Here is a 13,735-nt window from a genome sequence, read left to right on the forward strand (position 1 = left end):
TATTAAGCCTCTTTCATGGCAAAGTAAGCCCGTACTTTTGGAGCCACTTGCGTGCCGAAGAGTTCAACAGCTTTCAGAACTTGATCATGAGGCATGGAGCCAAGCGGTAGATGGAGCATAAAGCGGTCCAAACCTAAGTCTTCAATCATGCGAATCATTTTTTCGGCCACCTGATCTGGATTGCCCACAAACATGGCGCCATTTGGCCCTACCTGTTCCAAATATTGCTCATAACGTAATTCCTGCCAGTGCGGACGATCTTTAGAAATAGCATCCACCACTTGCTTGGTCGGATGGAAATAGTCTTTCACCGCCTGCTCGCCATCCTCAGCAATCCAACCCCAAGAATGAGCTCCAACCTTTAGTTCCTGACTGGCATAACCCGCTTCGCTCCCAATCTCACGATAAGCCTGAATCAACTTTTTAAAATAACGAGGGTTACCACCAATAATGGCATAGACAATCGGTAGACCTGCCTGAGCAATCTTCACTGTTGATTCGACATGACCACCTGTCGCTATCCACAAGGGTAATTTGTCCTGAACTGGACGAGGATAAACTTCTTTTCCAGAGATTGTTTGGGTCAATCGACCTTGCCAGTCTAACTTGGTCTTTTCATTGACTAACTGAAGCAAGTCTAATTTCTCATCAAAAAGGGCTTCGTAGTCTTTCAAATCATATCCAAACAAGGGAAAAGATTCCGTGAAAGATCCCCTTCCAGCCATAATCTCCGCACGTCCATTTGACAAAGCATCGATAGTGGCATACTGTTGGAACAAGCGAATCGGATCCATACTTGAGAGAATGCTGACTGCACTGGTCAAACGGATTTTCTTGGTATTGACTGCACCTGCTGCTAGGACAATCTCTGGGGCTGATACCGCAAAATCCGCTCGATGGTGCTCACCAATCCCATACACATCCAAACCAACCTTGTCAGCCAGCTCAATCTCTGCCACCAACTGGCGAATACGTTCGGCATGACTGTAAGTTTGCCCAGTCCCTTCAAGCTCCGTTGTTTCCCCAAATGTTGAAATTCCCAATTCTACCACAGTGATTCTCCTTGTCTACCTCTGTCCTTCAATTTGAAAAATTATTCTAATACTCAATGAAAATCAAAGAGCAAACCAGGAAGCTAGCCACAGGCTACTCAAAACAGTGTTTTGAGGTTGCAGATGGAAGCTGACGTGGTTTGAAGAGATTTTCGAAGAGTATAACACGAATCTTGAGTACAAGCAACCGATTTGCTCACAAGAAAAAGCCTAGATAACTAGACTTTTTTAGCTTATTCTACCGTTACTGATTTAGCAAGGTTACGTGGTTTATCCACATCAAGGCCACGGTGAAGGGTTGCAAAGTAAGCGACCAATTGTGTTGGTACGACCATTGAGATTGGTGAGAGGTAAGGGTGGACGGTCGTAAGAACGATGTCATCTGTCTCTTTAGCAACATTCTCTTCTGCTATAGTGAGAACCTTGGCACCACGGGCTGCCACTTCTTGGATATTTCCACGAGTGTGGTTGGCAAGAACTGGATCTGACAAGAGGGCCAAGACAGGCGTTCCTTCTTCAATCAAGGCAATAGTTCCGTGCTTGAGTTCTCCTGCCGCAAAGCCTTCACACTGGATGTAAGAAATCTCTTTAAGTTTGAGACTTGCTTCCATGGCTACATAGTAATCTTGACCACGCCCAATATAAAAGGCGTTGCGAGTTGTTTCAAGAAGCTCACGAACCTTGGCTTCGATGCTTTCTTTCTCTGAAAGAGTTGATTCGATAGACTGCGCTACAATTGACAATTCATGAACCAGGTCAAAGGCTTGCGCTTTAGCATTACCATTTGCTTCTCCGACTGCTTTTGCTAGGAAGGCAAGGGCTGCAATTTGCGCTGTATAAGCTTTAGTTGATGCCACGGCAATTTCAGGACCTGCATGAAGGAGCATGGTATGGTTAGCTTCACGTGAAAGGGTTGAACCTGGGACATTTGTCACTGTCAAGCTTGGGATTCCCAATTCATTAGCCTTAACCAAAACCTGACGGCTATCCGCTGTTTCACCAGACTGGCTAATAAAGATGAAAAGTGGTTTCTTGCTGAGAAGTGGCATACCGTAGCCCCACTCAGATGAGATTCCGAGTTCAACTGGTGTATCCGTCAATTCTTCCAACATCTTCTTAGAAGCAAATCCTGCGTGGTAAGATGTTCCAGCTGCAAGGATGTAGATACGGTCTGCGTCTTGAACAGCCTGGATGATAGCTGGATCTACTACTACTTGACCAGCCTCATCTGTGTAAGCTTGGATGAGTTTACGCATAACAGTTGGTTGCTCGTCAATTTCCTTGAGCATGTAGTAAGGATAAGTTCCCTTACCGATATCTGACAAATCAAGCTCAGCAGTATAGCTAGCACGCTCACGACTATTACCATCATAGTCTTGAACTTCCACGCTATCAGCCTTGACGATTACCAACTCTTGGTCATGAATTTCCATGTATTGGTTGGTCTCACGAATCATAGCCATAGCATCTGAGCAGACCATGTTGTAGCCTTCCCCAAGACCAATCAAAAGTGGTGATTTGTTCTTAGCTACGTAGATGACTTCAGGGTCTTGTGAGTCAACCAAGGCAAAGGCATAAGAACCACGGATGATGTGAAGGGCTTTTTTGAAGGCTTCAAGAACTGACAAGCCATCTTCTTCCGCAAATTTTCCAATCAAGTGAACGGCGATTTCCGTATCTGTTTGCCCTTTGAAGTGGTGACCCGCAAGGTATTCTTCCTTGATTTCAAGATAGTTCTCAATGACCCCATTGTGAACCAAGACAAAACGTTCTGTCTCAGAGCGGTGTGGGTGAGCATTGTCTTCCGTTGGTTTCCCGTGAGTCGCCCAACGAGTATGTCCGATACCAGTCGTTCCCTCAACACCAGCTGTCTTGGCAGACAATTCTGCGATACGACCGACAGCCTTGACTAGGTGATTTTCAGCACCACCTAGGACAAAAATTCCCGCAGAATCATAGCCACGGTATTCGAGCTTTTCAAGCCCTTGAATCAAAATATCAGTTGCATTTGTGTTTCCAACAACACCAACAATTCCACACATAGTATCTACGACACAGACCAGCTGTGCTTTCTCCTTAAAATTGGTATAGTCTAATTCCTCTTTTATAGAATCAGCAAAAACAGTATATACTTGTTTCTTTAACTTGTCAAGAGTAAAAATTGGTATAGTTCAAATTACTCTCCTGTAAGCAAAAGACTCTGACCAATTAGGATAATCAGTCAGAGTCCTTTTTAAAATCCATTATTGTCGCTTAATTCCTTGAACCAGTGCCCTGATTTTTTCAGACGACGTTCTTGTGTTTCCAAGTCTAATTCGATCAAGCCATAGCGATTTTTATAGCTATTGAGCCATGACCAGCAATCGATAAAGGTCCAGATTAAGTATCCTTTACAGTTGGCTCCATCTTCAATAGCACGGTGAAGTTCACGAAGATGACCTTTTACAAAGTCAATACGGTAATCATCTTGAATCATTCCATCTTGACGGAATTTTTCTTCCCCTTCAACACCCATACCATTCTCTGTCAACATCCACTCGATATTACCATAATTTTCCTTGATATTTTGGGCAATGTCATAAATCCCTTGCTCATAAATCTCCCAACCACGATGAGGATTGATTTTACGTCCAGGCATCACATAAGGTTCGTAAAAATGTTCTGGCAAGAGTGGACTCTCTGGATGCTTCGCAAATCGAGGCGCCATAACACGCAAAGGTTGATAGTAGTTGACACCAAGGAAGTCCACCGTATTGTCACGAATGAGTTCCAACTCCTCCTCCGTAGTATCAGGCAAGAGACCGTGTTCATGCAAGATTTCTACCAACTCCTGTGGATAAGTCCCCAAAACAGATGGGTCTAAAAAAGATTGAGCTTGAAAAAGATCCGCAATCCGAGCTGCCTTGACATCCGCAGGATGCTGGCTACGTGGATAAGCCGGTGTCAAGTTTAAGACAATCCCAATCTTAGAATCAGGCAAGAGTTCATGACAGGCCTTGACCGCCTGACTGCTAGCTAATTGTGTATGATAGGCTACTTTAACTGCTGCCTCTGCATCCACCTTATGTGGATAATGTGCATCGTAAAAATAGCCAAACTCTACAGGAACGATGGGCTCGTTAAAGGTAATCCATTGATCCACTAAATCTCCATAAGTCTCAAAACAAAAACGAGCATAGTCTTCATAGGCTGAGACAGTCGCCTTATTTTCCCAACCATCACCATCTTCTTGAAGGGCAAAAGGCAAATCAAAATGATAAAGATTGACTAAAAGACGAATACCTTTAGCCTTAATAGCCTCAAAGACCTTACGATAAAAATCCACACCTTGAGGGTTGACTTTCCCACAGCCTTGTGGAAAAATCCGTGACCACTGGATAGAAGTCCGAAAGGCTGTGTGACCAGTTTCTAACAGTAGCTCAATATCCTTCTCCCAGTTTTCATAAAAGGTTGATGTTTTATCTGGACCAATCCCATTATAGTAACGATTTGGCTCCACTTGGTACCAATAATCCCAGAGATTATCTCCCTTACCGTCACCAGCTACACGCCCTTCTGTTTGTGGTCCAGAAGTAGAGGATCCCCAGACAAAATCCTTTGGAAATCTTAGCATACATTTACCTCTTTATCTAGTCATTTTTCCCATTATACAGAAAAAACAAGGTAAAAACTAGTTACATTTTTTCCTTGTTTTTCTTCTGATTATAGTTTCTATTTCTTGCTGAGAATTTCAAGCGTTTCAAGCAAGTTATCTGCATGAACTTCGATAGTGTCACCAGTCGCTTTAATCTTGACTTCTACGATACCATCAGCTGCTTTCTTCCCAACAGTGATACGGATTGGCAATCCAATCAAGTCGCTGTCGCTAAATTTAACTCCGACACGTTCGTTACGATCATCTGTCAAGACTTCGTAACCAGCTCCCATCAAGCTTGCTTCAAGCTTTTCTGTCAAGGCTTGCGCTTCTTCGTCCTTGACATTGACAGTGATCAAGTGCACATCAAATGGTGCCAATTCTTTAGGGAAATTGATTCCCCAAGCATAACGGTATTCACCTTTTGGCGTTTTGTTAACAAAGAGGCGAGCGTGTTGCTCCATCACTGCTGAAAGGAGACGACTGACACCGATACCGTAACATCCCATGATAATTGGCACAGCACGGCCATTTTCATCCAAAACATCTGCTCCCATGCTTGCTGAATAGCGAGTGCCGAGTTTAAAGATGTGACCAATTTCGATACCACGCGCAAAGTTAAGGACACCTTGTCCGTCTGGAGAAATTTCACCCTCACGAACTTCACGGATATCCACATATTCTGCAGTAAAATCACGACCTGGATTCACACCAGTCAAGTGGTAGCCATCTTCGTTAGCACCCACAACTGCATTGCGAACATCTTGCACCTTACGGTCGGCAATAATTTTAATATTCTCTGGCAAACCAACTGGTCCAAGTGAACCAAATCCTGCTTGAACAAGATTCGCCACTTCTTCTTCACTAGCAACGTCAAAGAAATCTGCTCCCAAGTGGTTTTTCAACTTGACTTCGTTGAGTTGGTCATTTCCAACTAGAAGGGCTGCAACAAGCTCACCATCTGCCATGTAGAAGAGGGTTTTAATCGTTTGTTCTTCTGGAACATTGAGGAAGGCTGCAACTTCATCAATTAATTTAACATCTGGAGTTGCAACACGAGTCACTTCTTCTTCAGCGACAACACGGTTGCTTGGTTTGTACTCGTTTGTTGCCATTTCCAAGTTGGCCGCATAGCTAGATTCACTTGAGTAAGCAATGGTATCTTCACCAGAAACCATCCATTTGAGCAATTCTGCCTTGATTTCTTCTTGCACTTCTGCAGGAATCTCATCAAATGAGGCAACTGACTTGTCCAAGACAACCCAGCGGTCAAGGTCTGTACGGGCAGGTGTAATGGCCATAAATTCTTGGCTGTCCTTACCACCCATGGCTCCACCGTCACCAATGATAGCCTTGAAGTCTAAACCACTACGAGTAAAAATACGCTCATAAGCAGCCTTATACTCATCATAAACACTGTCCAAGCTATCATAGTTAGCGTGGAAACTGTAAGCATCCTTCATGATAAACTCACGTGTACGGAGAAGTCCATTACGTGGGCGTTTTTCATCACGATACTTAGGCTGGATTTGATAAAGGTTGAGTGGCAATTGCTTGTAAGACTTAACAGAATCACGGACAATAGCTGTAAAGGTTTCTTCGTGAGTTGGGCCTAGGATGAAGTCTGATTTTTCACGGTTTTTTAGTTTGTAAAGGTCTTCACCATAAGTTTCGTAACGACCTGATTCGCGCCACAATTCTGCACTGAGAAGGGCAGGAGCCAACATCTCAACGGCACCAATCTTATCAAATTCTTGGCGCATGATATTTTTAGCTTTTTCAATCACACGATTAGCAAGTGGTAGATAAGAATAAACACCTGCTGAGACTTGACGAACATAACCAGCTCGCAACATAAGAGCATGGCTGATAACTTGAGCATCGCTTGGCATTTCGCGAAGCGTTGGGATAGGCATTTTACTTTGTTTCATAATATTCCTCGATTATCTAAAAAAGAGTCGCATAATGTCATTCCAAGTCACAGCAATCATCAAGACAACCATGATGACCACTCCGGTCAAGGTGACATAGGTTTCAATTTCTTGTTTCAATGGTTTGCGGCGGATAGCTTCTAGGATATTGAGCACAATCTTACCACCATCCAGAGCTGGAATCGGAATAAGATTAAAAATCCCGATATTGATGGAAATTATTGCCAAGAAGTACAAGACATTCTCAATTCCATTTTTAGCAGCATCACTACTTGCCTTAAAGATAGCAACAGGGCCTCCTAGCTTGTTCAAATCCGGTTGAAAAATCAGATTTTTCAGCGCTGAGAGAATTCGGAGAGCCGAGTTAGCAGCAGTTGTAAAACCACCTACAAACATAGATAGAAAATCTGACTTAATTCCCGGTTGAACACCTAGAAGGTAACAGCCTTGACTTTCTTCGGGTGTAACAGTGACTTGTTTGTCACTACCCTTTTCAGAAATAGTCACATCCAAAGTCGGTGCCGTCTTATCTTTGGTTTCTGTTTCCACAGCCTGAATCAAGCTTTCCCAGTTGTTAATCTCATGTGAGCCAATCTTGGTAATTTGTGCCGTTTCTGGCACTCCCACCTTAGCCAAGGCCCCTTGGGGCATGACATGAAACTGATTGGTATCAACATCTCTGACACCACCCTGCATGAAGATTAAAATCCAGAAAACAACGACACCTAAGATAAAGTTGTTCATAGGACCTGCAAAGTTAGTAATCAGTTTCCCCCAGATAGTCGCATTTTGATATTGAACATCTAAAGGTGCAATCCGAACCTCAGTTCCATCTGCTTCTACAACCGTTGCATCGTGATCCACTGCAAATGTTTTTTCTTCTTCCAGAACCAAGCCCTTGATAAAGAGCTTGTCTTCAAAGTCAAACTGGGTCACCTGCATAGGGAGGGCTGTTTGATCTATTTTTTTACCTGAAAGATTGATACGTTTAACCTTACCATCATCAGCAAGGGTCAAACTGACAGGAGTTCCTGTCTTGATTTCAGTTGTATCATCACCCCAACCGGCCATGCGGACATAGCCACCCAGAGGCAAGATTCGAATGGTATAAGCCGTTCCATCCTTGCCAATGTGAGCAAAGATCTTAGGTCCCATTCCAATGGCAAATTCACGCACTAGAATCCCTGATTTCTTGGCAAAGTAGAAGTGTCCGAACTCGTGCACCACTACAATAATCCCAAAAACCAGAATAAAGGTTAAAATTCCGAGCATAGTATTTCCTCCGTCTTTTGATTAAAAGAGTCCAAACAAGTGCATGATTGGAAATACAAGCAACATACTATCGAAACGATCCAAAACACCACCATGTCCAGGGATAAATTTCCCAGAATCCTTAACACCAAAGTGACGCTTGATCGAACTTTCTAGTAAATCACCAAATTGTCCAGCAATGCTAAAGAAAATAGCAAAGATTGACATCTTGTAAATTCCATACGGAAGAGCGACTGTACTGTCAACTATCATAAAGATGATGGTTACTAAAATAGCACCTAAAATACCACCCAAGGCACCCTCAAAGGTTTTATTTGGAGAAACTGTCGGAGCTAATTTTCGTTTACCATAGTTCATCCCAACAAGATAAGCACCACTGTCTGTCGCCCAGACGATACACAAGGCCAAAAGCGCCTTATCTAAACCTGCAACGCGAGCATCTAGTAAAGCATTAAATCCAAAGCCCACATAGAAACTCATAGCAAGAGGGAAAACAGCATCCTCAATCGTATAAGACTTGCTAAATACAGTCGTTCCTAACATGATTGAAATCAGAACACTATAAGCAACCACATTCCCATCAACTGGCAAAAAAGTCAGATAATTCTCCAAGGGAATGGTCAAGGCAAAGGTTGCAAAGAGGGTCAAGAGGCCCTCCATCGTCATGGTCTCTAGACCTCTCATCTTCAAAAGTTCATGCATGGCTAGCATGGCTATGATTCCAATTGCTATCTGAAGCAAGAGTCCCCCAATCATTAAAATTGGTAGGAAAATAGCCAGGGCAATCCCTGCAAACAAGGTTCTTTTCTGTAAATCCTGTGTCATATTTCCTCCTAAACTCCTCCAAATCGGCGATGACGACGATTGTAGGTAAGAATGGCTTCCTGCAAGGCTACCTCGTCAAAATCAGGCCACAAGGTGTCCGTAAAATAGAGCTCACTATAGGCTCCCTGCCATGGAAGAAAATTGCTCAAACGCAATTCTCCACTAGTACGGATAATCAAGTCTGGATCTCGTACATCCTTAGGCAAATGCTGAGTAAAGAGATAGTTGCCAATTAATTCCTCTGTGATGTCACCTGGGTTGATTTTGGCATCTAACACATCCTGGGAAATCAACTTAAGAGCCTGTGTAATCTCAGCACGTCCACCATAGTTGAGGGCAAAATTAAGAATCAAACCTGTGTTGTTCTTAGTCAATTTCTCAGCTTTAGTAAGAGCTTCAAAGGTTTGCTTAGGCAGGCGGTCTGTTTCCCCAATCATTTGAATCTTAACATTATTCGCATGCAATTCCGGGACATAATTATCATAAAACTCTACTGGCAAGTTCATGATAAACTTGACTTCCTGATCTGGACGGGTCCAGTTTTCCGTAGAAAAAGCATAAACTGTAATAACCTTGACGCCTAGTTTGTTGGCTGCCTTGGTCACAGTTTGCAATGCTTCCATGCCCGCCTTATGTCCAAAAACTCGCGGTTGCATACGTTTTTTAGCCCAACGGCCATTGCCATCCATGATGATGCCGATATGAGCAGGAACCTGTGTCGGAACCTCTACTTCCACAGCCTTATCTTTCTTAAAAAATCCAAACATGATCTTATTCCTATTCAAAAATCTATCGTTTCATTATACCATATTTCCCTATTTTCTTCTATCACTAAGCTATTTATTCTCAGGCACAAAGCCCATTTTTCAAAAAAATAAGCCGCCTGATTGGGCGACTCAATTTTTATAGGGAGATTATTATGAAAAAGTTTTAGGAGTTTAAGTTAAGGTCTTCTTAACTTATGAACTTAGTATACACTTCCTAGCTTAAAGTTTCCTTAAGTATTTTTAAAAATCAAATTTTTCCATTTCTCCTGCCAATTTTTCTTGGATAATCGTGTTTGATAGAGCTGCATTCGGTCTTGATTCTCTAAAAAATGAGGAGTTGGACGAACTTGAAAATTCACAATATCCTCGAGTCCATAAGGAGTAAAGAATTCCAAAGCAGAGTCTGCATTCAAGCGCAGTCCAACCGCCGTACACCGTTCTGGATACTTACTCATGGCATCACGGGAACTGGTATAGGGAGCAGTATGAGGGCTATGCTGGTGCATATAGACTTGATTTTTCAATTCCCACTGGTACTGAGGAAAATCCTCTCTCAGCTTTTCCTCTAGGGACAAGGTTTCCTCATAAGAAACATCTGGATCAAAGAAAATCACATCTACATCTGTTTCACGGTCAAAAGCTGGTCTGTCTGACAAGAGATTCCAGATGAAATTTCTGACAGAACCCGCTGCCAACCACGAGTCTTTTAAATCAAGGTCTCGGATGATCGTCAGAATGGTCATTATATCCGAATCTTCTCTGAAAGCTTTTAGGATTTCTTGCTCATTTTTCACTGTATTCATACCCTAAATGTTCATATGCCTTAGCCGTTGCAACCCGTCCAGACCGTGTTCGCATGATAAAACCTTTTTGAATCAAGTAAGGCTCATACATGTCTTCCACCGTCTCACGTTCCTCAGCAATATTAACAGAAAGTGTTCCTAGTCCGACAGGACCACCACCATACATCTCAATCATGGTACGAAGAATTTTTTGGTCCACATAGTCCAAACCTTCATGGTCAACATCCAGCATGGTCAAAGCCTTATCGGTAATAAGATCATCGATAACCCCATTACCCATAATCTGGGCAAAATCGCGCACGCGCTTGAGGAGACGATTGGCAATACGAGGGGTTCCACGACTGCGCAAAGCCAACTCAGAAGCTGCCTCATGAGTAATTTCCATCTCAAAAATATCTGCCGTCCGCTCGACAATTTCCGTCAAGTCAGCATGGGCATAATACTCCATATGACCTGTAATCCCAAAACGTGCCCGTAGCGGATTTGAGAGCATACCAGCCCGAGTCGTCGCACCAATCAAGGTAAAAGGTGGCAACTCCAAATGAACGCTGCGACTGCCTTCACCAGCACCAATCATTATATCAATGTAGAAGTCCTCCATGGCACTATAAAGCACCTCTTCCACAGACATGGGCAAGCGATGAATCTCATCAATAAAAAGGACATCCCCAGGCTCTAAGTCATTCAAAATCGCTACTAGATCTCCGGCTTTTTCAATGACTGGACCCGAAGTCTGCTTGAGATTGACACCTAGTTCGTTGGCAATAACAAAAGCCATGGTCGTTTTTCCCAAGCCTGGAGGGCCAAATAAGAGGACATGATCCAGTGCTTCATCCCGCATTTTGGCAGCTTCGATAAAGATTTGAAGCTGGTCCTTGACTTTATCCTGCCCAATATATTCACGTAAATACTGAGGACGGAGCGTGCGTTCCACTAACTCCTCATCCCCCATTATCTCATTATCTAAAATTCTGCTCATGGCTCTATTATATCAAAAATCCAAGCCACAAACAAAAAAGCCACCCGATTGGGTGACTCCTGAGTTTAGCACTTATGTGGTATAATATTATATGGCACTTCTACACCGCCTACGAAAGGAGGTGAGATAGCCCATGATGGAATTAGTACTCAAAACTATCATCGGGGTGTCGTTCTTCGATTAGTCGATAAATGGCTAAACGAGGACAAATAGTGTCAAAAAAGACCCCAAGCTTATTTGGTCGTGAGCTTGGGGTCTTTTCTAGCCTATGATATAGAACTAGTACTCAATTCCTTTTTATTATCCCATAGTTCAAAAATTTTGTCAAAGGTTTATATCCTCGGCTTTTCAAGCTTTAACCGCTGGCTAACAATATGATGACTCACTCCTTGACAACCAAGAACATTATTACAGTAGTTCTAGTCCTTCAATTAACAGTCACTTAAATTCAAAGTGAGGTTGAACTTGCTGAAGCGACAACAGACCTATTTCTTACTCATATTCGCTAAAAAGATCCCCGCCAATTCCCCGACCAAAATCCGAAAAATATCGGAAAATGATTTTTAGAATAGTCCCCAAAAGCCTGAAATAGAGCCAAAAAACTCCACCTGATTGGGTGACTCCCGAGTTTAGCACATATGTGGTATAATATTGTTCGGCACTGCTACACCGCCTACGAAAGGAGGTGAATTAGCCCATGATGGATACAATACTTAAAACTATCATCGGACCAATTGTGGTCGGTGTCGTTCTTCGATTAGTCGATAAATGGCTAAACAAGGACAAATAGTGTCAAAAAGACCCCAAGCTTATTTGGTCGTGAGCTTGGGGTCTTTTCTAGCCTATGATATAGACACAATACTTAATTCCCTTTTATTATCCCATAGTTCACAAAATTTGTCAAAGGTTTATATCCTTTATATCCTCTTGAACCTCTGTACTACAAGACGTTCAAGATTAAGCGAAAGCTATCGGAAAATGATGTTTAGAAAACTCCCGAAAAGCCTGAAATAGAGCCAAAAAACTCCACCTAATTGGATGACTCCCGAGTTTAGCACTTATGTGGTATAATATTCTACGGCACTACTACACCGCCTACGAAAGGAGGTGAGATAGCCCATGATGGAACTAATCCTTAAAACTATCATCGGACCAATTGTGGTCGGTGTTGTTCTTCGCTTAGTCGATAAATGGCTAAACAAAGATAGATAGTGTCAAAAAGACCCCAAGCTTAATGTGGAAGTTAGCTTGGGGTCTTCTCTAGTCCATGATATAGAACTAATCCTTAATTCCTCTCCATTATCCCACAGTTCACACATTTTGTCAAAGGTTTACATTCTCAGCTTCGCAAGCTTTAACCGCTTTATAACAAGACTTTCAAGTTTAAGAGAAAATTAGGGATTCTATCAATTTCATAGAAATTTTGATTTAGTAAACGAAGAGACAATCTTATATGTCACTTCTCATTTAATACGCCACTACTAGACAAGCAAAATCATTATTACAGTAGTTCCAGTCCTTCAATTAACAGTCACTTACATTCAAAGTGAGGTTGAAGTAGCCGAAGTAACAGCAAACCTATTTCTTAGTCATATTCGCTAAAAAATCCCCGCCAAAATCTCAAAAAGTCCCCGCCAATTCCCCGACCAAAATCCGAAAAATATCGAAAAATGATTTTTAGAATAGTCCCAAAAAGCCTGAAATAGAGCCAAAAAACTCCACCTGATTGGGTGGAGTTAAGGGAGATTATTATGAAAAAGAAAAGTTTAGGATTTTATTAAATAAAGTTAGGAGGTCTTTATTTAATAACTATATGATACAAGACAAAGCTTAAAACTAGCTTAACTTTTTTCAAATTCTACCATTTTTCAAAAAATTTCTATTACCATCACCTCACCCCACAAAAAAGCCACCTGATTGGGTGGCTTCATTAGGAGATTATGATGAAAAAAGTTTTAGGATTTCATTAAATAAAGTTAGGAGGTCTTTATTTAATAACTATATAATACTAGACCATCCTTAAACTTTGCTTAAGAAAAACAAGTTTTATTATTTTTCTCGATTCATCCAAGTCATTCCTATACAATTATAGGTGGATAAGATTTCAAAGCCCATAGAACGATAAAATCCCAAGTTTTTTTCTGTCTCTTCTGTCACCAGCTGGACTTGATAGGCATCTTTGTAATACTCTAAAGCCTCTTTCATCAAGGCACTACCAATCCCTTGACGCTGATAGCTAGGCAAAACAATCAAATCCTGTACAAAAACTGATGAAAAACCATCTCCAACCAAACGAATCAAGCCCACTACAGCATCACCATCAAGTGCCAGATAAATTACTAATGAATGAGATAAGGCCTGCTCCAGCATCTCTGGTTGATGGGTATAATTTGTCCAACCGACAGCCTGATAGAGATGCAAAACATCCTCTAGCTTGACAATTTCTTGCTTTTTAATAGTAATCATGTCATC

At 42.0% G+C, this 13,735-nt stretch carries 12 protein-coding genes; 2 read left to right on the top strand and 10 right to left on the bottom strand.

Annotation, left to right across the window (positions count from 1 at the left end; genetic code table 11):
• Positions 1-2: 2 nt before the first annotated feature.
• From ACWPV5_RS07535 to ruvB, 9 genes are all read right to left on the bottom strand, one after another.
• Positions 3-1,052, bottom strand: coding sequence for an LLM class flavin-dependent oxidoreductase (locus tag ACWPV5_RS07535; RefSeq protein WP_454383167.1), 1,050 nt, complete (start codon positions 1,050-1,052; stop codon positions 3-5).
• Positions 1,053-1,285: 233 nt separating this feature from the next.
• Positions 1,286-3,094 (bottom strand): glutamine--fructose-6-phosphate transaminase (isomerizing), encoded by a 1,809-nt coding sequence (glmS, locus tag ACWPV5_RS07540; protein WP_454383169.1) that lies wholly within the window; start codon positions 3,092-3,094, stop codon positions 1,286-1,288.
• A 191-nt stretch (positions 3,095-3,285) separates the two neighbouring features.
• Positions 3,286-4,665, bottom strand: a complete 1,380-nt coding sequence (gene bglA / locus ACWPV5_RS07545) for a 6-phospho-beta-glucosidase (RefSeq protein WP_454383171.1) — start codon at positions 4,663-4,665, stop codon at positions 3,286-3,288.
• A 98-nt stretch (positions 4,666-4,763) separates the two neighbouring features.
• A complete protein-coding gene (locus ACWPV5_RS07550; protein WP_454383173.1) occupies positions 4,764-6,617 on the bottom strand; it encodes a proline--tRNA ligase in 1,854 nt (617 codons plus the stop codon).
• A 12-nt stretch (positions 6,618-6,629) separates the two neighbouring features.
• The gene (gene rseP / locus ACWPV5_RS07555; protein WP_454383175.1) at positions 6,630-7,889 is read right to left on the bottom strand and encodes an RIP metalloprotease RseP; all 1,260 of its coding nucleotides are present in this window, start codon (positions 7,887-7,889) and stop codon (positions 6,630-6,632) included.
• A gap of 21 nt (positions 7,890-7,910) precedes the next feature.
• Positions 7,911-8,714, bottom strand: coding sequence for a phosphatidate cytidylyltransferase (locus ACWPV5_RS07560; protein ID WP_454383177.1), 804 nt, complete (start codon positions 8,712-8,714; stop codon positions 7,911-7,913).
• Positions 8,715-8,722: 8 nt separating this feature from the next.
• A complete protein-coding gene (locus ACWPV5_RS07565) occupies positions 8,723-9,481 on the bottom strand; it encodes an isoprenyl transferase (RefSeq protein WP_454383179.1) in 759 nt (252 codons plus the stop codon).
• 230 nt (positions 9,482-9,711) lie between these two features.
• Complete coding sequence (locus tag ACWPV5_RS07570; protein ID WP_454383181.1) at positions 9,712-10,284, bottom strand: nucleotidyltransferase family protein; 573 nt, start codon at positions 10,282-10,284, stop codon at positions 9,712-9,714.
• Positions 10,265-11,263 (bottom strand): Holliday junction branch migration DNA helicase RuvB, encoded by a 999-nt coding sequence (gene ruvB / locus ACWPV5_RS07575; RefSeq protein ID WP_004239104.1) that lies wholly within the window; start codon positions 11,261-11,263, stop codon positions 10,265-10,267. Before ruvB ends, ACWPV5_RS07570 begins: the two co-directional genes overlap by 20 nt.
• 697 nt (positions 11,264-11,960) lie before the next feature.
• Here ruvB and ACWPV5_RS07580 point away from each other — a divergent pair.
• Together ACWPV5_RS07580 and ACWPV5_RS07585 are read left to right on the top strand one after the other, a co-directional pair.
• Positions 11,961-12,053, top strand: coding sequence for a type I toxin-antitoxin system Fst family toxin (locus tag ACWPV5_RS07580; RefSeq protein WP_000969509.1), 93 nt, complete (start codon positions 11,961-11,963; stop codon positions 12,051-12,053).
• A 329-nt stretch (positions 12,054-12,382) separates the two neighbouring features.
• Positions 12,383-12,475, top strand: coding sequence for a type I toxin-antitoxin system Fst family toxin (locus tag ACWPV5_RS07585; protein ID WP_000970296.1), 93 nt, complete (start codon positions 12,383-12,385; stop codon positions 12,473-12,475).
• Positions 12,476-13,312: 837 nt separating this feature from the next.
• Here the strand turns inward: ACWPV5_RS07585 and ACWPV5_RS07590 are convergent.
• A complete protein-coding gene (locus ACWPV5_RS07590) occupies positions 13,313-13,729 on the bottom strand; it encodes a GNAT family N-acetyltransferase (RefSeq protein ID WP_454383184.1) in 417 nt (138 codons plus the stop codon).
• Positions 13,730-13,735: the final 6 nt, after the last annotated feature.

This window comes from Streptococcus sp. Marseille-Q7156, assembly GCF_965119495.1.